General features: G+C 69.7%; 18 protein-coding genes and 3 pseudogenes. 11 read left to right on the forward strand and 10 right to left on the reverse strand.

Annotation, left to right across the window (positions count from 1 at the left end):
* Both EV216_RS04945 and EV216_RS04950 read left to right on the forward strand, forming a co-directional pair.
* Complete coding sequence (locus EV216_RS04945) at window positions 1-276, forward strand: DUF3572 domain-containing protein (RefSeq protein ID WP_132693959.1); 276 nt, start codon at window positions 1-3, stop codon at window positions 274-276.
* A 72-nt stretch (window positions 277-348) separates the two neighbouring features.
* Window positions 349-1,053, forward strand: coding sequence for an HAD family hydrolase (locus EV216_RS04950; protein ID WP_132693960.1), 705 nt, complete (start codon window positions 349-351; stop codon window positions 1,051-1,053).
* A 69-nt stretch (window positions 1,054-1,122) separates the two neighbouring features.
* Here the strand turns inward: EV216_RS04950 and pgeF are convergent, their stop codons facing one another.
* From pgeF to lgt, 3 genes are read right to left on the reverse strand one after another with little or no spacing between them, the layout of a single operon-like run.
* On the reverse strand, window positions 1,123-1,878 hold the full coding sequence (gene pgeF, locus EV216_RS04955; protein ID WP_132693961.1) for a peptidoglycan editing factor PgeF: 756 nt from the start codon (window positions 1,876-1,878) through the stop codon (window positions 1,123-1,125).
* Entirely contained in the window at window positions 1,875-2,945 is a 1,071-nt protein-coding gene (locus tag EV216_RS04960) for a class I SAM-dependent methyltransferase (protein WP_132693962.1), read from the reverse strand. Before EV216_RS04960 ends, pgeF begins: the two co-directional genes overlap by 4 nt.
* Entirely contained in the window at window positions 2,942-3,829 is an 888-nt protein-coding gene (lgt, locus tag EV216_RS04965; protein ID WP_132693963.1) for a prolipoprotein diacylglyceryl transferase, read from the reverse strand. Before lgt ends, EV216_RS04960 begins: the two co-directional genes overlap by 4 nt.
* A 97-nt stretch (window positions 3,830-3,926) precedes the next feature.
* On the opposite strand from lgt, the gene EV216_RS04970 reads away from it, so the two are divergent.
* The 3 genes from EV216_RS04970 to dacB all read left to right on the forward strand — a co-directional run bounded on the left by EV216_RS04970 (window position 3,927) and on the right by dacB (window position 6,422).
* Window positions 3,927-4,169, forward strand: coding sequence for an accessory factor UbiK family protein (locus EV216_RS04970; RefSeq protein ID WP_132693964.1), 243 nt, complete (start codon window positions 3,927-3,929; stop codon window positions 4,167-4,169).
* Window positions 4,170-4,267: 98 nt separating this feature from the next.
* Window positions 4,268-4,876: a nicotinate-nucleotide adenylyltransferase gene (locus EV216_RS04975; protein ID WP_132693965.1), complete on the forward strand. Its 609-nt coding sequence runs from the start codon at window positions 4,268-4,270 to the stop codon at window positions 4,874-4,876.
* Between the two features lie 55 nt (window positions 4,877-4,931).
* On the forward strand, window positions 4,932-6,422 hold the full coding sequence (dacB, locus tag EV216_RS04980) for a D-alanyl-D-alanine carboxypeptidase/D-alanyl-D-alanine endopeptidase (RefSeq protein WP_132693966.1): 1,491 nt from the start codon (window positions 4,932-4,934) through the stop codon (window positions 6,420-6,422).
* Window positions 6,423-6,430: 8 nt separating this feature from the next.
* Here the strand turns inward: dacB and EV216_RS04985 are convergent, their stop codons facing one another.
* From EV216_RS04985 to EV216_RS05000, 4 genes and pseudogenes are all read right to left on the reverse strand, one after another.
* Window positions 6,431-6,871: a universal stress protein gene (locus EV216_RS04985; protein ID WP_132693967.1), complete on the reverse strand. Its 441-nt coding sequence runs from the start codon at window positions 6,869-6,871 to the stop codon at window positions 6,431-6,433.
* Window positions 6,868-9,482, reverse strand: a pseudogene (locus EV216_RS04990) (TRAP transporter permease). The gene EV216_RS04985 and the pseudogene EV216_RS04990 overlap by 4 nt, the downstream one beginning before the upstream one ends.
* A 121-nt stretch (window positions 9,483-9,603) precedes the next feature.
* Window positions 9,604-10,572: a TAXI family TRAP transporter solute-binding subunit gene (locus tag EV216_RS04995; RefSeq protein WP_132693968.1), complete on the reverse strand. Its 969-nt coding sequence runs from the start codon at window positions 10,570-10,572 to the stop codon at window positions 9,604-9,606.
* Between the two features lie 46 nt (window positions 10,573-10,618).
* Window positions 10,619-11,491 carry a MurR/RpiR family transcriptional regulator gene (locus tag EV216_RS05000; protein WP_243641968.1) on the reverse strand — a complete coding sequence of 291 codons (873 nt, stop codon included), beginning with the start codon at window positions 11,489-11,491 and terminating at the stop codon, window positions 10,619-10,621.
* Between the two features lie 123 nt (window positions 11,492-11,614).
* Here EV216_RS05000 and EV216_RS05005 point away from each other — a divergent pair, with 123 nt between their 5' ends.
* On the forward strand, window positions 11,615-12,934 hold the full coding sequence (locus tag EV216_RS05005; protein WP_132693969.1) for an aspartate aminotransferase family protein: 1,320 nt from the start codon (window positions 11,615-11,617) through the stop codon (window positions 12,932-12,934).
* Between the two features lie 3 nt (window positions 12,935-12,937).
* Here EV216_RS05005 and EV216_RS05010 read toward each other — a convergent pair whose 3' ends face one another.
* Both EV216_RS05010 and EV216_RS05015 read right to left on the reverse strand, forming a co-directional pair.
* On the reverse strand, window positions 12,938-14,773 hold the full coding sequence (locus tag EV216_RS05010; protein WP_132693970.1) for an SLC13 family permease: 1,836 nt from the start codon (window positions 14,771-14,773) through the stop codon (window positions 12,938-12,940).
* Between the two features lie 102 nt (window positions 14,774-14,875).
* Window positions 14,876-17,065 (reverse strand): primosomal protein N', encoded by a 2,190-nt coding sequence (locus EV216_RS05015; protein ID WP_132693971.1) that lies wholly within the window; start codon window positions 17,063-17,065, stop codon window positions 14,876-14,878.
* Window positions 17,066-17,154: 89 nt separating this feature from the next.
* Between EV216_RS05015 and fsa the strand changes: the two genes are divergently transcribed.
* From fsa to EV216_RS18585, 4 genes and pseudogenes are all read left to right on the forward strand, one after another.
* Window positions 17,155-17,808: a fructose-6-phosphate aldolase gene (gene fsa / locus EV216_RS05020; protein WP_132693972.1), complete on the forward strand. Its 654-nt coding sequence runs from the start codon at window positions 17,155-17,157 to the stop codon at window positions 17,806-17,808.
* 45 nt (window positions 17,809-17,853) lie between these two features.
* Window positions 17,854-18,561, forward strand: a complete 708-nt coding sequence (locus tag EV216_RS05025; protein ID WP_132693973.1) for a DUF484 family protein — start codon at window positions 17,854-17,856, stop codon at window positions 18,559-18,561.
* Window positions 18,558-19,481, forward strand: coding sequence for a tyrosine recombinase XerC (locus EV216_RS05030; protein ID WP_132693974.1), 924 nt, complete (start codon window positions 18,558-18,560; stop codon window positions 19,479-19,481). Before EV216_RS05025 ends, EV216_RS05030 begins: the two co-directional genes overlap by 4 nt.
* 233 nt (window positions 19,482-19,714) lie before the next feature.
* Window positions 19,715-19,978: pseudogene (locus EV216_RS18585) on the forward strand (5-methylcytosine restriction system specificity protein McrC); the annotation flags it as partial.
* A 136-nt stretch (window positions 19,979-20,114) separates the two neighbouring features.
* Here EV216_RS18585 and EV216_RS18460 read toward each other — a convergent pair.
* Window positions 20,115-20,528 (reverse strand): annotated as a pseudogene (locus tag EV216_RS18460) (acyl-CoA transferase); the annotation flags it as partial.
* A gap of 75 nt (window positions 20,529-20,603) precedes the next feature.
* Between EV216_RS18460 and EV216_RS05045 the strand changes: the two are divergent.
* The gene (locus EV216_RS05045) at window positions 20,604-20,957 is read left to right on the forward strand and encodes a type II toxin-antitoxin system RelE/ParE family toxin (RefSeq protein WP_132693975.1); all 354 of its coding nucleotides are present in this window, start codon (window positions 20,604-20,606) and stop codon (window positions 20,955-20,957) included.
* Window positions 20,958-20,962: the final 5 nt, after the last annotated feature.

Raw genomic sequence — 20,962 nt, forward strand, 5'->3', positions numbered from 1 at the left:
ATGCGGAAATCCGCCGAAACACTGGCGCTCAACGCGCTGGCATGGCTCGCCGGACAGGACTCGCTTCTGGCGGTCTTCCTCGGCGCCACCGGCGCGACCGAAAGCGACCTGCGAAACCGCGCCGAAGACCCCGAATTCCTCGCCTCGGTGCTGGATTTCCTGCTGATGGACGATGCCTGGGTGCTGGCCTTCTGCCAGGCCCATGACCTGCCGGGCGCCGCGCTGATGCAGGCGCGCGCCGCCCTGCCCGGCGGCGCCGACCCGCACTGGACCTGAGCGGGCCTGTTGCATCCGCGCCGGTGGCGCGGCATCACCACGGCAAGCCACGGCACAGGACAGCGCAGGACCATGGGCCCGATCACCGCGATTCTCTTCGACAAGGACGGGACGCTGTTCGATTTCCATGCCTCCTGGGGCGATTGGGCGGCGGAGATGCTCGACCGGCTGGCCGCGGGCGACGGCGCCCGCCACGCCGCCCTCGCCGGCGCGGTGGGATTCGACCCGGGCGCGCGGCGCTTCCGCGCCGACAGCATCGCCATCGCCGCCACCGTCGAAGAGGTCGCCCTGCGCCTCCTGCCGCACCTGCCCGCCACCGACCCGGCGCATCTCGTCGACCTGCTGAACGCCATGGCCGCCCGCGCCCGGATGCGCCCCGCGGTGCCGCTCGCCCCCCTTCTCGACCGGCTCGCCGGGCGCGGCCTCGCGCTGGGCGTGGCGACCAACGACGCCGAAACCCCGGCCCGGTGCCACCTCGAAGCGGCCGGAATCGCCGACCGGCTGTGCTTCGTCGCAGGCTATGACAGCGGCCATGGCGCCAAGCCCGGACCGGGCCAGCTGCTCGCCTTCGCCGCCGCCACCGGCCGCCGCCCGGCCGAGGTGCTGATGGTCGGCGACAGCCGCCACGACCTGATCGCGGGCCGCGCCGCCGGCATGGGCACGGTCGGCGTCCTGACCGGCACCGCCGCCGCCGCGGATCTGGCCGACCTCGCCGATGCCGTGCTGCCCGATATCGGCCACCTGCCCGCGCTGCTCGACCGCATCGCCGCCCGCTAGCGCCGAGCCCTGTTTCTTCTTGGCAAAAATACCCATGCCGCGCGTGCCACCCGCGCGCCGGTGCCGGGTCTACAGCCGGACCGCCGAGATCAGCCGCCCGTAATCGGCCTCGCCCGAATGGACCGAGCGGCGGTAGGAAAAGAACCGCTCCGCATCGGAATAGGTGCAATGCCGCGTCCAGATCGCCTGGCCGATCCCCGCCGCGCGCAGCCGCGCAAGGCCGAACCCCGGCAGGTCGAACAGCATCCGGTCACCCGGCCCTTGCGCGAAGAAGCGCGTATTGCCCGGATCGTCGGCCCTGAACGCGTCCAGGAACTCGGGTCCCACCTCATAGGCGCGCTGGCTGATCGTCGGCCCGATCACCGCCACGGTGTCGGCCCGGCGCGCACCCAGCCGCTCCATCGCGATCAGCGTGGCCTCCAGCACCCCCTCAAGCGCCCCGCGCCAGCCCGCATGGGCGGCACCGATCACCCCGGCGTTGCGGTCGGCGAACAGCACCGGCTGGCAATCGGCCGTCAGCACCGCCAGCGCCAGACCCGGGGTCGCGGTCACGATGGCATCGGCCTGCGGGCGCTCGGCCAGCGGCCCCTCGATCACCGCCACATCGGCCGAATGGACCTGATGCACCGTGACCAGATGATCGGCCGCCACGCCCAGCGCCCCCGCCACCCGGGCGCGGTTGATCGCCACCACTTCCGACAGGTCCGACGAGCCCCCGCCGCAATTCAGCCCCTGAAACACACCCGACGACGCCCCGCCCCGCCGGGTAAAGAACCCGTGGCGCAAGGGGGAGAGAGCGTCGGAGGTGAGTATCTCCAGCGTCATGGATCAAATCCCAGTGGGGGCGGACTGCCCCGTCCTGTCAGCGCGATTGCCTGGAAGAGCGTTCCCATTTCCTGCGGATGGGTCAAGCGGCGATGTGCTGCGAGATGCGCATCGCGTGCTGCACCCGCGAGATTGCGTGCAAGAACCTCGGCGCGCGCCGCGATCCCCAGCCGTTCCAGGAACACCCCCTGCGGGGTCAGCGGCGCCACCGCCACCCCTTGCGCCGCGGCTGCCCGCGACAGCGCCTCGAAATCGACATGGGCGGTCAGATCGGCGTCGCCCGGATGGGCCAGCACCGGCTCGGGGCGATGGCCACGCACCGCCTGCAACGTGTCGCCCAGCGAACGCCAGCCGCCATAATCCACGATCAGCGCAGCGCCGCCCTGCGCCGCGATGCGTTCCGCCACCGCCGCGACGATCGCCTCGCCCGGCGCGCAGGTCTCGACGATATCGCCCGGCCGCGTGTCGGCCAGCCGATGCGCCAGCGCCGCCACGGGCATGGGCGCGGTCAGCCCGAAACCCAGCGCGCCCGCCACCAGCCCCACCTGCCGCTCGCACCAGCCCTCCGCGTCGCGCTGGAACTGGCGGATCGGCAGCGCGTCGAAGAACTCGTTGGCGACCAGGAACAGCGGCGCCTCGGGCAGAGCGTCCACGCTTTCGGCCCAGGTCACCGCATGGCCTGCCAGCACCTCGCGCTGGCGGGCGCGCAGCACCGGGGAGGCCTCGACCAGATGCACCCGCGCCGCGTCCAGAAAGCCCGGCACCCCGCGCGCAGCGCGCAGCGCGTCCGCCATCAGCGTGCCGCGCCCCGGGCCAAGCTCGGCCAGCGTGAAGGGCGCGGGCGACCCGCGGTCCAGCCAGGCCTGCGCCAGCCACAGGCCCAGCAACTCGCCGAACATCTGGCTGATCTCGGGCGCGGTGGTGAAATCGCCCGCCGCCCCGAACGGATCGCGCGTCGCATAATAGCCATGCTCGGGATGCATCAGGCAGTCCGCCATGAACTCGGCCACGCTGATCGGACCGGCAGATGCGATCCGGCGGGCCAGGGCTGCCGCCAGCGCCGTCACGCGCGCCTGCGCGAGAGCAGCAGGAAGACAAGCCCCAGCCCCACCATCGGCAGCGACAGAAGCTGACCCATGCTCAGCCCCGCCCCGCCCAGATGCACGACATGGCCCAGCGGGTTGTCGGGCGTGATGAATTGCGGATCGGCCTCGCGGAACAGCTCGACGAAGATGCGCGCCAGCCCGTAGCCCAGGAAGAACACCCCCGCCACCGCGCCCGGCCGCCGCAGCGCCCCGCGCGCCCGGACCAGCCAGACCAGCACCAGCCCCAGCAAAAGCCCCTCCAGCCCCGCCTCGTAAAGCTGCGAGGGATGGCGCGCACAGGGCATCATGTCCCAGCCCGGGCAGTCCTGCGCAAGATAGCCCGGAAACACCACCGCCCAGGGCAGGTCGGAGGGCCGCCCCCACAGCTCGGCATTGATGAAATTCGCGATCCGCCCGAAGAACAGCCCCACCGGCGTCGCCAGCGCCAGCGCATCGGCCGCCGACAGAAGCGGCACGCCATGGCGCCGCGCGAACAGCACCAGCGCGATGCAGACCCCGGCCAGCCCGCCATGAAACGCCATGCCGCCCTGCCAGACCATCGGGATCTCCAGCGGATTGGCCAGGTAATGGCCCGGCTGGTAGAACAGCACGAAGCCCAGCCGCCCGCCCAGGATCACGCCCAGGATGATCCAGGTCAGCAACTCGTCCACCTGCTCGGGGCGCATCGGCGCGCGGCCCTCGGGCCACAGCGCCGGGCGGCGCATGGCCGCGACCACGATCCGCCAGCCGATCAGCAGACCCGCGATATAGGCCAGCGCATACCAGCGCAGCGCGAATTCCAGTCCGAACAGCGAGACCGAGAAGATCTCGTTGCCGATATCGGGAAAATTCAGAACACCCAGCATGCCCCGCCTCATTGGCCCTCGCGCGGGCGAAGTCAACCTTGAGCTTGCCCCGCCCCCGGGTCATATAGGGGGCAAACGTAAACGCCAGGGGGCGAAGATGCAGACCAGCAACAAGTTTCTCGACGACATGTCGAAGCTGATGACCAACGCCATGGGCGTGGCCCAGGGCGCCAAGGACGAGGCCGAAACCGCGTTCCGCAGCATGATCGACCGCTGGCTCGCGGATCGCGATTTCGTCACGCGCGAGGAATTCGACGCGGTGCGCGCGATGGCGCAGAAGGCCCGCGAGGAGAACGAGGCGCTGAAGGCCCGGATCGAGGCGCTGGAAGCGGGCCGCTGACGGCCACGCCGCGCGCAGGACACCGCCTTGCCCATGCCCATCTCCCGGGACCGGCCGCAGGCCGCGCCTGCCCCTTGGCCGCGCGTCGGTGACCGGCGATGAGGGCGGGCCTGCCCCATGCCATCCCCGGCCAGCGCATCGGGCTTCTGGGCGGGTCGTTCGACCCCGCCCATGAGGGCCATGCCCATATCACCCGGCAGGCGCTGAAACGCTTCGGGCTGGACGCGGTCTGGTGGCTGGTCAGCCCCGGCAACCCGCTGAAACCCGAAGGCCCCGCACCGATGGAACGACGCATCGCCGCCGCGCGCCGGGTGATGGACCACCCGCGCGTGACGATCACCGATATCGAGGCGCGGATCGGCACCCGCTACACCGCCGAAACGCTGGCCCGGCTGAGGGCGCTCTATCCAAGCGCGCGCTTCGTCTGGCTGATGGGCGCGGACAACCTGCTGGGCTTTCACCGCTGGGAAAGCTGGCGCTCCATACTCGACAGCGTGCCGGTGGGCGTTCTGGCCCGGCCCGGCCAGGGGCTGGCGCACCGCCAGTCGAGGGCCGCGCTGATCTATGCCCGCCACCGCCTGCCCGCGGAACTGGCCCACAGCCTCGCCACGCGCCACCCGCCCGCCTGGTGCTATCTCAGCCTGCCCAAGATCGACATCTCGTCCTCGCAGATCCGCGCCCGCGGCCAGTGGCAGCGCAGCCCCTGACCTCCCCCGATCTGCGGACTTGCCGGGATGCGGCGGATTTGGTTCACTCCCCGCCATGACATTCGCCCGCACGCCCCTGTCGCGGCGCTGGGTGCTGGCCGGGCTGATGGTCGGCGCAGTCGGCCCCGCGCTTGCCACCCCGCTCGACCGCAGCCCGCGCCCGCTGGCCCGGCCCGAAGCCGCGCGCCGCGCCGCCGAGGCCGAGCAGATCGTCGCCCGCGCCGGTCTGGGCGAGGCGCGGGTGGGCATCGCGCTGGCCGACACCGCGACGGGCGAACTGCTCGAGGCGATCAGCCCCGATCTCGCGCTGCCCCCCGCCTCGGTCGCCAAGGCGGTGACCGCGATCTACGCGCTCGACACGCTGGGACCGTCGCACCGCTTCGCCACCCGCATCTTCGCCACCGGCCCGCTTGCGAACGGGCGGCTTGCGGGTGACCTGATCCTTTCGGGCAGCGGCGATCCGGTGCTCGACACCGACATGCTGGGCGATCTGGTCGATGCCCTGCGCGCGCGCGGGCTGACCGAGGTCGCGGGCCGCTTCCTCTATCACGAGGGCGCGCTGCCACAATTCCCCGCGATCGACCCGGCCCAGCCACCCCATGTCGGCTACAACCCGGCGATCTCGGGGCTGAACCTCAATTTCAACCGCGTCCATTTCGAATGGACCCGGCAGGGCGGCGGTTACGGCGTCACGCTCGATGCCCGCGCGCGCCGCTATGCGCCCCCGGTCGGCGTCGCGCGGATGCAGATCGTGGACCGCGCCGCCCCCGTCTATACCTATTCCTCCAAGGGCGGCGTGGACGAATGGTCGGTGGCGCGCGGCGCGCTGGGCAATGGCGGCGCGCGCTGGCTGCCGGTGCGCCAGCCCGCGCTCTACTGCGCCGAGGTGTTCCACACCCTGGCTCGCGGCGCGGGCATCGCGCTGCCCCGCCCCGAACCGGGCGTCCCCCCGGCCGGGGCCAGCCTGCTGGCCGAACATCTGAGCGCGCCGCTCCCGGCCATCCTTCAGGGCATGATGACCCATTCCACCAATGTCACCGCCGAGGCGCTGGGCCTGGCCTCGACGCTGGCCCGCGGCGGACAGCCCGCCGCGCTGGCCGAGTCGGGACAGGCGATGGCGACCTGGCTGGCGGCGCGCACCGGCACGCACGGCCCGCGCTTCGTCGATCATTCGGGCCTCGGCGACGCCTCGCGCCTCTCGGCGGCCGAGATGGTGCGCGTGCTGACCGCCGTCGCGCCCGAGGCCCGGCTCAAGGCGCTGATGAAGCCGGTGGAACTGCGCGATGCCCAGGGCCGCCCGCGCAAGGCCGCCGTCTCGATCCAGGCCAAGACCGGCACGCTGAACTTCGTATCCTCGCTGGCAGGCTATGTCACCAGCCCCGGCGGGCGCGAACTTGCCTTCGCGATCTTCACCGCCGACACCGCGCGCCGCGCCCGCCTCGGCCCGCAGGAACTCGAACGCCCCGAGGGCGGGCGGAGTTGGCTGACCCGCGCCAGACGGCTCCAGACCGACATGCTGGACCGCTGGGCCACGCTCTACGCCTGAGCCGCCGTTCAGCAGGGCTGGCGCACCACATAGACCGAGCAATCGGAATGGCGCACGACGCGGGCCGCGTTCGGACCCAGCAGATAGTCGCGCAGATCGGGCTTGTGCGCCCCGATCACGATCAGATCGGACCCCGCCTCGCGCGCGGCATGCAGGATCTCCTCATAGGCCTTGCCGGTCGCGACGATATGGCGGACGGCCTTGTTGGCCTCGGCCCCGATCGCCTCGATCACGAACTTGTCCAGCAGCTTGCGCGCCTTGGCCACGGCGCGGTCGTGGAACTCCTTGTCGAAATACTGGCCCACCACGCTCATCCCGAAATCGGGAACGACGGTGATGACATCCAGCCGGGCATCGTCCAGCCGGGCCAGCCGCTCGGCCACGCGCAGCACGCACAGATCGATTTCGGGCTGGCTGATATCAATCGCACACAGGACAGAGGCAGTCATGCGGAAACCTCCTCGCGGCGGGCCCGGCCCAGCTGCGCCCAGGCCACGAGGCCAAGCAGCAGCAGGGTCGGCAGGTAGATCAGTTCCTTGGGCGGCTGCTCCTGCGGGACGCGCAGCGCGGTGATCTCCACCGGTTCGTCGCCATAGAAGTCGAAGGCGCGCAACGCCTCGGCATAGGGCGTGCCGAACATCGGCTCGTCAAGAACCACCCGCCCGTCGCGCTCCTCGGGGATCAGGCCCGTCGCCGCCAGCCGCGCAGCCCCCCCCGCCGCGTCGCCGACCGTCACGACAAGGCTGGTCTCGCGCGGGGCGAAGGTGTTGAAATCCGGCCCGCGCACGCGCAACCGGATCTCGTCGTCCGGCGCGGCCTCGCCCAGCACCTGTTCCAACTGCGCAGACGGCAGGTCGGCAAAGGGCGGTTGCAGCCTGTTGACGAAGAAATCCGGCCGGAACAGGGCAAAGGCGATCAGGATCAGCGCCGCGCTCTCATACAGACGGTTGCGGGTGATGAACCAGCCCATCGTCCCGGCCGTGAAGATCAGGATCGCCACGGTCGCCACGATGAACACCAGTATCCCCTGCGTCCATGTCACGTCGATCAGCAGCAGATCCGTGTTGAAGATGAAGAAGAAGGGCAGCGCCACCGTGCGCAGCGAATAGAAGAAGGCGGTGAACCCGGTGCGGATCGCATCCCCCCCCGACACCGCGGCGGCGGCAAAGCTGGCCAGCCCCACGGGTGGGGTCACATCGGCCATGATCCCGAAATAGAACACGAACAGATGAACCGCGATCAGCGGGACGATCAGCCCCGATTGCGCGCCAAGCTGCACCACGACCCCCGCCATCAGCGAGGAGACGACGATGTAATTCGCCGTGGTCGGCAGCCCCATCCCCAGGATCAGCGACAGGATCGCCACGAAGACCAGCATCAGGATCAGGTTGCCGCCCGAGACGAACTCGACCAGGTCGGCCATCACCTGCCCGATTCCGGTCAGCGTCACGGTGCCCACGATCACCCCCGCCGTGGCGGTGGCCAGCGCGATGCCGATCATGTTGCGCGCCCCCGCGATCAGCCCGCCGATCAGGTCGCGAAAGCCCGCGACGGCGGCTGGCCCCATCTCGCGCCCGCCGCGGAACAGCGCCTTCAGCGGGCGCTGCGTGACCAGGATCGCGAACAGCAGCATCGTCGCCCAGAAGGCCGACAGGCCGGGCGATTTCTGCTCGATCATCAGGAAATAGACCAGCACAACGATCGGCAGCAGGAAATACAGCCCGCTCTTGTAGATCTCGGACACCACCGGCAGGCGCAGATCCTCGGAATTGGGATCGTCGGGCTCCAGGTCGGGCACGGTCGCGGCCAGCGCCAGCAGCCCGACATAGGCGACGAAGACCAGCCCCGCCAGTACCCAGCCCGCGCCCTCGGCTCGGGCACCAGCGCGACGACCCAGCCCACGGGATATTGCACCAGATAGCACAGCGCCGCGAAGCCTGCGAAGAAGGCGAACATCCCGCCCACCGTGCGCCCCAGCGACACCACCCGGTCGCCCAGCGCGGGCATGTTCCGCTTCACCGCCTCCAGATGGACGATATAGACCAGCGCGATATAGGAGATCATCGCGGGCAGGAAGGCATGGGTGATGACCTCGACATAGGAGAGCCCCACATATTCCACCATCAGGAAGGCCGCCGCCCCCATCACGGGCGGCATGATCTGGCCATTGACCGAACTGGCCACCTCGACCGCGCCCGCCCGCTCGGGCGTGAAGCCCACCCGCTTCATCAAGGGGATCGTGAAGGTGCCGGTGGTCACCACATTGGCAATCGACGAGCCCGAGATCAGCCCCGTCGCCGCCGAGCCCACCACCGCCGCCTTGGCCGGGCCGCCGCGCAGATGCCCCAGCGCGCCAAACGCCATCTTGATGAAGTAATTGCCCGCCCCCGCCTTGTCCAAGAGCGCGCCGAACAGCACGAACAGGAAGACAAAGCGCGTCGACACCCCCAGCGCGATGCCGAACACCCCCTCGGCGGTGATCCACATATGGCTCATCGCCTTCTGCAGGCTCGCGCCCTTCCACTGGATCACGTCGGGCACCCAACTGCCCGACCCGAAGAAGACATAAAGCAGGAAGATCGTCGCGATCGCCGCCATCGCGGGGCCCAGCGCCCGGCGCGCCGCCTCGAACAGCAGCACGAGGCCCGCCAGCGCGACCCATTTGTCGGTATCGTCCGCCAACCCGCCCGAACGCACGATCTTGTCGTAGAAGAACACCCCGTAAAGCGCGATGAACGCCCCCGCGCCCGCAAGGATCCAGTCCTGGATGGGGATGCTGCGCCGCGGGCTCGATTTCAGCGCGGGATAGGCGCAGAACGCCAGGAACATCGCGAAGGCCAGGTGGATCTGGCGCGAATTGTTGATGATGTCGCTGGGCAGGATGACATTCGCCATGGGCGAGGCCAGCGCCACCTGGAACAGCGACCAGCACAGCGCCACCGCCGCCAGGAACAGTCCCACAACGCCCGCCGGGTTCCGCGCCCCCGAATCCGAGGCCGCGACAAGCTGTTGCAGTTCCTCTTCGCTGAGCGCGCGGCCACCGCCACCGGTTCTCGCCATGGCATTCCGTCTCCCGGCTGGGCCGCGGGCGGGCCGCGGCATGTCGTTCACCGGCGCTGTTGCCGCGCCTTGGGGGCCGGGGCACATCCGCGCCCCGGCCGGTCGATCATGGCAGAACCGTTTACTCGATCCAGCCCTTTTCGCGGTAATAGCGCGCCGCCCCGTCATGCAGCGGTGCGCTCAGGCCGTCGGCGATCATTTCCTCGGGCTTCAGATCGGCAAAGGCCGGGTGCAGGCTGGTGAATTCCTCGAAATTCTCGAACACCGCCTTGACCAGCACATAGACCGCCTCCTCGGACACATCGGCCGAGGTCACGAAGGTCGCGCCCACCCCGAAGGTCTCCACATCCGCGTCGGTGCCGCGATACATCCCGCCCGGGATCGTCGCGTGACGATAGTAGGGGCGCTCCTCGATCAGCGTCTCGATCACCTCGCCCGCGACATTGACCAGCACCGAATCGCAGGCCGTCGTCGCCTCCTGGATCGAGCCCGAGGGGTGGCCGACCGTGTAGACCATCGCGTCGATCTGGTTGTCGCACAGCGCCTGGCTCTGTTCCGCGGGGCGCAGCTCGGCGGCAAGGGCGAAATCGGCACTGGTCCAGCCCAGCGCCTCCATCACCACTTCCATCGTGCCGCGCTGGCCGGAGCCTGGATTGCCGACATTCACCCGCTTGCCCTTGAGATCCTCGAAATTCGCGATCCCGGCATCGGCACGGGCGACCACGGTGAACGGCTCGGGATGCAGCGCGAAGACCGCGCGCAGCCCTTCGAACGGGCCATCGGCCTCGAAATTCTCTGAACTGCCATTGTAGGCATGGAACTGCCAGTCCGACTGCACCACGCCGAATTCCAGTTCGCCCGCGCGCAGGGTCTTCAGGTTGTAGACCGACCCGCCCGTGGATTCTACCGAACAGCGGATGCCATGATCGCGCCGGTCCTTGTTGACCAGACGGCAGATCGCGCCGCCCGCGGGATAATAGACACCGGTCACGCCGCCGGTGCCGATAGTGATGAACTCGTCGGCAGCCACGGGGGCGGCCATCGCGCCCAAGGCGGCCGCCGCGGCGGTCAGTTTCAGTTTCGCAAGCATCAAGGATACTCCCTTCGTTGGATTTGGTTTGCTTGTCGGTCTTCGCTCACGCGCTCCAGAGTTCGTCCAGACGGTGATTGCGCGCTTCCACCTCTTCGATCCGGGCCTTGGCCTCCGGACCCGCCCGGGCCGCCATCATCCCGATGATGGTCTCGGCCAGCACCAGGCTTGCGGCATAGGACGAAAAGAAATGTGGGCTTTCCGAGGGCAGGATGAAACCCTGATCGGCCCATTTCAACGCCGGGCAGGCATGGGTATCGGTGATCACCACCACATAGGCCCCGCGCTCTCGCCCCATCTCGGCGGCCAGAATCGACCGCCGCGCAAAGGGCGGCTTGGTCAGCACGACCAGCGCATCCGCCGCCGTCAGATCGGCCATGGCACTTGCCAGCGACGCCCCCATCCGCCCCGCCAGCCGCCAGTTCGCGGCAAAGTAATTGCCCATATAGGCCATGTATTCGACGATCCCGGTCGAGCCCAGCGCGCCGAACAGCACCACATGGCGCGCGCCATGCAGCCGCTCGACCGCGTCTTCCAGCCGTTCGGGGTCGATCAGCCGGGTCATCGCCTCGATATTCGACGCACAGGCGCTGGCCTGCCGCATCAGGAAGGGCGGCCGCTCGCCCGCCCCCGCCTCGGCCTGCAAGCGGCGCACCCGCTCGGAGAAACTGACATAGCGCCGCCCGACCGCGTTGCGGGACAGCTCGCGCATTTCCTCGTAGCTGGCAAAGCCCAGCGCACGCGCCAGCCGCGAGAACGTCGCAGGCGCCAGCCCCGACGAGGCCGAGATTGCGCGCAGCGAGCGCGTCGCCACATCCACCGGGTTCGCCGCGACGTAATCGGCGGCATCGCGCAGCTTGGCGCTGAGCGTGCCGTATTCCGCGGCGATCTTGTCCTCGATGGATGGCCCCTCCGGCATCCGCACCCCTGTCAGATTCGCTGAAACATAGCGTTTCAACCGTTTTGCGCGTTGTCAATTCCTGAAACGTCTGTTTCACTTTTGCGTTGAACCATTCCCCGCGACTCGCGTCCGAAAGCCCCCATGTCCCATATCTTCCCCCGCAACTCCCGCGCCCGCCTGCCCGTCATCGACCACGGCGACGGTGTTTATCTCGTTGATACGACAGGCAAACGCTATCTCGACGGATCCGGCGGGGCGGCGGTGTCCTGCCTTGGCCATTCCGATGCGGCGGTCACCGCGGCGATCAGGGCGCAACTCGACCGCGTGGCCTTTGCCCATACCGGCTTCTTCACCTCCGACCCCGCCGAGCGGCTGGCCGACGCGCTGATCGCGCACGCGCCCGAGGGGCTGGACCGGGTCTATCTCGTCTCCGGCGGCTCCGAGGCGGTCGAGGCCGCGCTGAAACTCGCCCGCCAATACGCGCTGGAAACCGGCCAGCCCGCCCGCCACCGGGTCATCGCAAGACGGCAAAGCTATCACGGCAACACGCTGGGCGCGCTGGCCACCGGCGGCAACATGTGGCGGCGCGAACCCTTTGCCCCGCTGATGATCGAAACCACCCATATCGCCCCCTGCTACGCCTATCGCGGCCAGGATCCGGGCGAAAGCGCGGCCGCGTATGGCCATCGCGTCGCCAACGAGCTGGAGGCCGAGATCCTTCGCCTCGGCCCCGAAACCGTGCTGGCCTTCGTCGCCGAACCCGTCGTCGGCGCCACGCTGGGCGCGGTGCCCGCCGTCGAGGGCTATTTCCACCGAATCCGAGATATTTGTGATACTTACGGCGTGTTGTTGATCCTGGACGAGGTGATGTGCGGCATGGGCCGCACCGGCACGCTGTTCGCCTGCACCCAGGACGGCATCGCCCCCGACATCCTGACCATCGCCAAGGGGCTGGGCGCGGGCTATCAGCCGGTCGGCGCGATGCTGTGCACCGCCGCGATCCATGACGCCATCGCCGAAGGCTCCGGCTTCTTCCAGCACGGCCACACCTATATGGGCCACCCCGCCGCCGCCGCCGCCGCGCTGGCGGTGCTGGGGCGGCTGACCGATGACGGTCTGGTTGCCCGCGCCCGGACCATGGGCGCCCGCCTGCGCACCGCGCTGGAGGACGCCTTCGGCCAGCACCCCCATATCGGCGATATCCGCGGGCGCGGCCTGTTCCTCGGGCTCGAACTCGTCGCGGATCGCGAGACGAAACAGCCCTTCGACCCCGCCCGCAAGCTGCACGCCCGCCTCAAGGCCGCCGCCTTCGAGGCCGGTCTGATCTGCTACCCGATGGGCGGCACGATCGACGGGCGGCAGGGCGACCACGTGCTCCTGGCGCCGCCCTTCATCCTGGAAGACACCCATATCGACGAGATCGTGACCAAGCTGGGCACCGCGCTGGCGCAAAGCCTGTAGGCCTCAGGGCGCGATCCCCAGCGGCAGCAGGATCGGCAACAGCGTCACCGACACGACCAGCGTGACCACGGTGAACGGCGTGCCGATCCGCACGAAATCCATGAACCGGTATCCCCCCGGCGCCAGCACCAGCAGGTTCACCGGCGAGGAGACCGGCGTCATGAATGCGGTCGAGGCCGCCAGCGCCACGCACATCGCGAACGGATAGGGCGAGGCGCCCAGCCCCTGCGCAATCGCCAGCGCGACGGGCGCCATCAACACCGCCGTCGCCGTGTTCGAGATGAACAGGCTGAGCGTCGTCGTCGCGACAAACAGCGCCGCCAGCAACAGCCGCGGCTCGCCCGGCCCGATCAGCTCAAGCGCCGCATTGGCCGCCAGATCGACCCCGCCCGTGCGCTGCAAGGCCAGCGCAAAGGGCATCATCCCGGCGATCAGCACCAGCGTCTGCCAGCTGATCGCCCGATAGCCCGACCGCGTGTCCATCACCCCGAACAGCCCCAGCGCCAGACAGCCCAGCAACGCGGCCTGCGCATTCGGCACCACCCCCGTCGCCATCGCCGCCACCACGCCCAGCAGAACGGCCACCGCAATCGGCGCGCGGCGCCGCTCGGGCACGAATTCCTCGGCCTCCTCGGGCAGGTCCAGCAGCACCAGATCGCGCCGCTGCCCCGCCAGCGGACGGATCACCCGCCACGGCCCGGCCAGCAGCAGCGTGTCCCCCTCGCGCAGCGCATTGTCCGAGGCGGGACCGGGCAGCACCGCCTGCCCGCGCCGGACCGCGATCACCGAAAGCCCCAGAACGTCGCGCATCCGTGCCGCGGCAGGCGAACGACCGGCAAAGGCCGACCCGGGCGGCACCATCGCCTCGACCAGCCCGTATTCCCGCCCCGGCCGCGCCAGGTCCCGCCCCCTCAGCGGCAGCAGGGTCAGCCCGTTGCCCGCGGCAAACGCCGCCGCGTCGAACCCTTCGCCGACCACGCCCAGCCACAGGATGTCCTGCGTTTGCAGCCGGGTTGCCGCCACCGGCTCGACCAGTTCGGCGCCCAGCCGCCCGCGCCGCTCGATCGCGACCACCGTGATCCCGGCCCGCGCGGGCAGGTCCAGCGCATCCAGGCTCTGCCCCGCCAGCGCCGATCCCGCGCCGACCTGCAACCGCGCCAGCCGCCCGTCCGGGGCATAGCTCGCCGCCAGATCCCGCATCCGCAGACGGCGCGGCGGCGGCGCATCCTCCCCCCTTGTCAGCCAGCCCCGCACCGCCAGCATGTAAAGGATCGCCAGAACCAGGATCGGCAATCCGAACGGGGTAAAGGCGAAGAACCCGAACCCCTCATGCCCCTCGCGCACCAGCGCGGCGTTGACGACCATGTTGGGCGGCGTGGCGACCAGCGTCAGCATCCCGCTGATCAGCGCCGCCATCGACAGCGGCATCATCAGCCGCCCCACCGCCACCCGCGCCGCGCGCGCGATGCGCAGCACGATGGGCACGAAGATCGCGACGACGCCGGTGGAACTCATCACCGCGCTCAGCCCGGCCGCGGCCAGCATCAGGAAGGCGATCAGCCGCGTCTCGCGCCCGCCCGCGGCCCGCACCATCCGGTCGCCGATCCATTGCGCGACCCCCGTGCGCACCAGCGCATCGCCGATCACGAACAGCGCGGCGATCAGGATCACGGAAGGATCGGAAAAGCCCGACAGCGCCTCGGGCACCGACACGACGCCGGTAAAGGGCAGCACCGCCACCAGCATCAGCGCGACCGCATCCATCCGCGGCCTTCCCAGCGCGAACAGCACCAGGGCCACCCCCAGCAGCCCCAGGATCATCACCAGTTCGCCCGTCATCGCCGCCCCCGCCTGCCCGTCCCGCGCCGCTGGCCGGGCAGGCTCAGGCGCTGTCTAGCGCCTTGCACCCGCCCGCATCAACTGCACGCCCGGGGCGCGGCCTCAGAAAAAGCTCTGCGGGTCGATATCGACCGCCAGCCGCACCTGCGCGGGCAGCTTCACGGGGGCCAGCCAGTCGCGGATCGCCGCCTGAAGGGGCGCGCCCTTGGCCGCCTTGACCAGCAGCCGCACCCGATGGCGGCCGCGGATCCGCGCGATCGGTGCGGGCGCGGGGCCGTAAAGCTGCGCGCCGATCCGGCGCAGCGCCGCGTCGTTGCGCGCCAGATGGGTGCCCAGATCGAAGGCCGCCCGCGCCTCGGGCGCCGAAAGGATGATCCCCGCCAGCCGCCCATAGGGCGGCATCCCCGCCGCGCGCCGCTCGGCCGCCTCGGCCCGCCAGAACCCTTCCTCGTCGCCGGTCAGGATCGCGCGGATCACCGGATGCTCGGGCTGAAAGGTCTGCAACAGCGCCACGCCCTGCTCGGCCCCCCGCCCCGCGCGCCCCGCCACCTGCCGCATCAACTGGAAGGTTCGCTCCGCCGCGCGCAGGTCGGACCCTTGCAGCCCCAGATCCGCGTCGATCACGCCCACCAGGGTCAAAAGCGGGAAATTATGCCCCTTCGCAACAAGTTGCGTGCCGATGATGATGTCGGCCTCGCCGCCCGCGATGGCCTCGATCTGCGCTTTCAACGCCCGCGCGGTGGTGAACAGGTCCGAGGACAGCACCGCCACCCGCGCCCCGGGGAACAGCGCCGCGGTTTCCTCGGCCAGCCGCTCGACGCCGGGGCCGACCGGGGCCAGCTTGTCCGCCGCACCGCAGGAGGGGCAAGTCTCGGGGATCGGTTTCGTCTCGCCGCATTGGTGGCAGACGAGGCGTTTCAGAAAGCGATGCTCCACCATCCGCGCATCGCAGTGATCGCAGCCGATCATGTGCCCGCAAGCCCGGCAGACGGTGACCGGCGCATAGCCCCGGCGGTTCAGGAACAACAGCGACTGCCGCCCCGCCGCCAGCCGCGCCGCCACCGCCCGTTGAAGCCTGGGCGAGATCCAGCGCCCCGCGGGCACATCCTCGGCCCGCATGTCGATCGTCGCCATCTCGGGCAGTTCCGCCGGACCGAACCGCGCGCTCAGATCGAGGCGGGCATATTTCCCCGCCTCGGCATTGGCCCAGCTTTCCAGCGACGGCGTGGCCGAGGCCAGCACCACCTGCGCCGAGGCCAGCGTGGCGCGCAAAACGGCCATGTCGCGGGCATTGTAAAGCGCGCCCTCCTCCTGCTTGTAGGAGCTGTCATGTTCCTCATCGACCACGATCAGCCCCAGATCGCGGAACGGCAGGAACAGCGCCGAGCGCGCCCCCACCACCAACTGCGCCTCGCCCCGCCCGACCATCCGCCACAACCGCCGACGCTCGACCATGGTGACCCCCGAATGCCACTCCGCCGGCCGCGCGCCGAAGCGGCGCTCGACCCGCGCGAGGAACTCGGCGGTCAGCGCGATTTCCGGCAGCAGGACAAGGGCTTGCCGTCCTTTCCTCAGGCATTCCGCGACCGCCTCCAGATAGACCTCGGTCTTGCCCGACCCGGTCACCCCCTTCAGCAGCGTCGTGCCATAGCCCCCGCCCGCCACGCCCGCGCAAAGCCGCGCCGCCGCCGCCGCCTGGTCCCCTTCCAGCGCCAGCCCCGGCCGGGCCGGATCGAGAAGCGGATAGGGCCGGTCGCGCGGCGTGTCCTCCTCCAGCACCGCGCCGCTGGCCACCAGCCCCTTGACGACCGTCGGCGACACGCCCGCCTCGCCCGCCAGTTCCCCCAGCGTGAAGGCCAGCCCGCCATAGCCCTCCAGCAACTCGATCACCCGCGCCCGCGGCTCTGTCATCCGCCACGGCAGGCCCGCGCCCCGGCGATAGATCTTCTGCATCGAGGGCGCATCCCCCAGCCCCGGCGCCCGCGTCGCCAGCCGCAGCATCGCCGAGAGCGGCGTCAGCGTGTAATCCGCCGCCCGCTCCAGGAAGGCGCGCAATTCGTCCCGCATCGGCGCGGCATCCAGCACCCGGGTCACCGCGCGCAGCTTCGCGGCGTCAAAGCCGCCCTCGCCCGCCCCCCAGACCACGCCCAGCACCCGGCGCGGGCCCAGCGGCACCTCGACGAAATCGCCCGTCCCGCAGCCCCCCTCGGGCGCCAGGTAATCCAGCACCCGGTCCAGCCGCTCGGCCGTCAGCACGCCCACCCGCGCCCCTTCGGCGAACCGATCAGCCATGCGCGGGCCGCCCAAAGACGGGGTTCCGCCCGATCCCCGCCTCGGCTATCACGGGCGCGACAAGACGCATCCAGCCCCGAGGCAGCCCCATGAAATTCTTCGTCGATACCGCCGATGTGGACGCGATCCGCGAACTCAACGATCTCGGCATGGCCGATGGCGTGACCACCAACCCCTCGCTGATCCTGAAATCGGGCCGCGACATCCTCGAGGTCACGCGCGAGATCTGCGGCATCGTCTCCGGCCCCGTCTCGGCCGAGGTGATCGCGACCGAGGCGCCCGCGATGATCGAGGAGGGCCGCAAGCTTGCCCGGATCGCCCCCAATATCGCGGTCAAGGTGCCGCTGACCTGGGACGGGCTCAAGGCGTGCAAGGCGCTCAGCGGCGAGGGGCACATGGTCAATGTCACGCTCTGCTTTTCCGCCGCGCAGGCGATTCTGGCCGCCAAGGCGGGCGCAACCTTCGTCTCGCCCTTCATCGGGCGGCTCGATGACATCAATCTCGACGGCATGGACCTGATCGCCGACATAAGGACGATCTTTGACAATTACGGCTTCGGGACGCAGATACTGGCCGCCTCGATCCGCACGGTCAACCATGTGACCGACGCCGCGAAGATCGGCGCCGATGTGGTCACCGCGCCCCCCGGTGTGCTGAAACAGATGGCCGCCCATCCGCTGACCGACAAGGGTCTGGCCACGTTCCTGGCGGATTGGGAAAAAACGGGGCAGAAAATCCTGTAGCCTTGGTGTAAGGTCGTTCAAAACGACCATAACAACGAGGCAGACATGAGCAGCTCCCCCGCCGTCGCGGACAATCTTCGCGCGCAGATTCTGGCCGATCCCGACGTGATCCTCGACGACCCGGACGTGATGCGCGCGCTTGTCGCCGCGAACGAACGGATGATGGGCGCCAATATCGTCGATCTGCGCGGCATCGCGATGGAACGGCTCGAGGCCCGGCTCGACCGGCTGGAGGAAACCCACCGCTCCGTCATCGCCGCCGCCTACGAGAACCTGTCGGGCACCAACCAGATCCACCGCGCCGCGCTGGCCCTGCTGGAACCCGGGGATTTTCCGGACTTCATCGCCACGCTCTCGGGCGAGGTGGCCGCGATCCTGCGGCTCGACGGCCTGCGGCTGGTGCTGGAAAGCCACCAGGGCGACGCGGCCGAGGCGCTGTCCCGGCTGGGCGCGGTGGTGCAACTCGCCCCAGAAGGCTTTGTCGAGGCTTATGCGGGCGGTCTGCATGGGCGCGGCGCGCGCGTCGTGACCCTGCGCCAGAAGCTGCCGGAAAACGGCGCGCTTTACGGCGACAGGCGCAGCCCGATCCGGTCCGAGGCGCTGCTCAGGCTGGATTTCGGCCCCGACCGGCTGCCGGGCATGCTGGCCATGGGCTCCGAGGATGCGCAGCAATTCGCGCCGAACCAGGGCACGGACCTCTTGACCTTCTTCGCGGGCCTCGTCGAACGGGCGATGCGCCGCTTCCTGGGATGAGCCTTGCGCTCAGCCCCGCCGCGCGGACGGCGCTGTCGGACTGGCTGGCCGAGGAACGCGCGCTGAACGGCGCGGCGGCGAACACGATCCGCGCCTATGGCGCGGACGTGACCGGCTTTCTGGCCTTCCTTGCGGAATATGACGGCGCGCCCGCGGGGCCTGCGCGGCTGGCCGCGATCGAGTTGCGCGACCTGCGCGCCTGGATGGCGCATGAACGCGGCCGGGGGCTGGGCGCACGCTCGCTCGCCCGGGCGCTGTCGGCGGTCAAGGGCTTCTTCCGCTGGTATGGGCGGCGCGAGGGGTTCGAGCCGACCGCCGTTCTGTCGGTGCGCGCGCCCAAGATCCGGCGCAAGCTGCCCCGCCCGCTGGCCGAGGATGCCGCCCGCGCGGTGCTCGACACGGTCGGCGACAGCGCGCGCGCCCCCTGGATCGCGGCGCGCGACGGGGCGGTGGTCACCCTGCTTTATGGCTGCGGGCTGCGCATCTCCGAGGCGCTGGGCCTTCTGCGCCGCGACGCGCCCCTGCCCGACAGCCTGCGCATCGTCGGCAAGGGCGGCAAGGAACGCATCGTGCCCGTCCTGCCCGCCGCGCGCGAGGCGGTCGCCGCATATCTGCGGCTCTGCCCGTTCGAACTGGCCCCCGACGCGCCGCTCTTTCGCGGTGCCCGCGGCGGCCCGCTCAATGCCCGTCTCGTCGCCCGCGCGATGGAACAGACGCGGGGGCGGCTCGGCCTGCCCGCCACCGCCACGCCGCACGCCCTGCGCCACAGCTTCGCCACGCATCTGCTCGCCGCAGGCGGCGACCTGCGCGCGATCCAGGAACTTCTGGGCCATGCCTCGCTCTCGACCACCCAGGCCTATACGGCCGTCGACACCGCCCGCCTGATGGAGGTCTACGAGGCCGCCCATCCCCGCGCCTAAAGGACACGCGCACGCGGTACCCGCGCCAGCAACTCGATCAGGATGACGGTTCGTGCCTGGCGCCGTCGCGCAAGATCATCGGCATGCGGCTGTTGATGTGCGCACCCGACCTGGATTTCAGCGGAAGCGGCGTGCCGGATTAGTGCCGCGGCACGGGAAGCCCATGGAGCACGGGGGACCACTCCAGCCCCATGATATGCACGACCCCCTTTATCCTCGGGACATCGGAACCAATGAACGCATTGAGGGTGTCGAGCCAGAACGCGAACAACTATTCCGTCGCCTACGTGAACGCGATCCTCGCGGGAACGCCACAGGCCCAATTGGTCGAGTCCTCCAAGCCGAAGAAGGTCAAGGGGATTACGGTAACCCACGTCATCGATACCAAGTGGAAGCGGATATCCTCGCGGATAGATGATCCGAAGCAAGGCGTCTCGCAGGCCGACGTGTATCAGATGATGGCCTATGCGCAGCTGTACCACGCGCCGCGATTGACGCTGCTCTATCCCCATCACCCCGGCCTCGGAACCGAAGATGTTGTTCACGCCCGCCATCGCATCACCGGGCATCCCACGATCCTTGAGACCGCCAGCATAGACGTGGCGAACAGTGAAAAAGTACTCGATCGCAGCCGAGCGGATCGGCCGTGGAATAGTGCAGCACCACCGGGATCACGGCGGCCTTCAGGCTGGCCGCGCCCTCGACCGGCAGATCGACCGGGCGCGGCGCTTCCGCCTCGACCCAGTCGCAGAGGCCGCCCAGCGTCCGGTCGGCGCTGAGTGCCGCGCCGATGCTGGCGGTCAGCGTGTCGAAGGCGGTGTCACGCGCTGCGCCCTGTACGACCGCCTCGATCTCGGCACGGTGCTGGTAGTGATAGCGCAGCGGCGACAGCGTGACCTCAGGCTCCCCTGGCTCGCCATCGCGCAGGATCAGCAGGCCGTTGGCCGGCACGCGCTCGGGCAGTACCTCGCCGCGCAGGGTGGTTGCGGGCAGCGCCGAGAGCCGCGCGTGCAGCGCGGCGAGGATGGTTTCGCGGGGGGTTGGCATGTACGGACGCTCTGAGAGTCGTTATTGCAAAATTAGTGCTTCAAGGCTATATAGCCTCCAAGACATGAGGCCCGGATGCCGTGGACCGTTTCGTTCGCAGAGGAGTTCGAGCCGGAGTTCGACGAACTCCCGCAAGAGGTGCAGGACGCGATCCTGGCACGCGCGCTCCTGCTGGAACGCGAGGGGCCATCGCTCGGTCGACCGCATGCTGACACCCTGACGGGGTCGAAGCACGCGAACATGAAGGAATTGCGCTGCAATGCCGCTGACGGCGTATGGCGCATCGCCTTCACATTCGATCCCGACCGGCAGGCGATCCTGCTTGTCGGCGGGGACAAATCAGGTGGCAGCGAGAAGCGCTTCTACAAGCAGCTGATCGCCCGGGCCGATGAACGGTTCGACCGCCACCTCGCGACACGGAAAGGATGACGATC

The organism is Rhodovulum steppense (assembly GCF_004339675.1).
In the GTDB taxonomy this organism is placed as follows: Bacteria; Pseudomonadota; Alphaproteobacteria; order Rhodobacterales; family Rhodobacteraceae; genus Rhodovulum; species Rhodovulum steppense.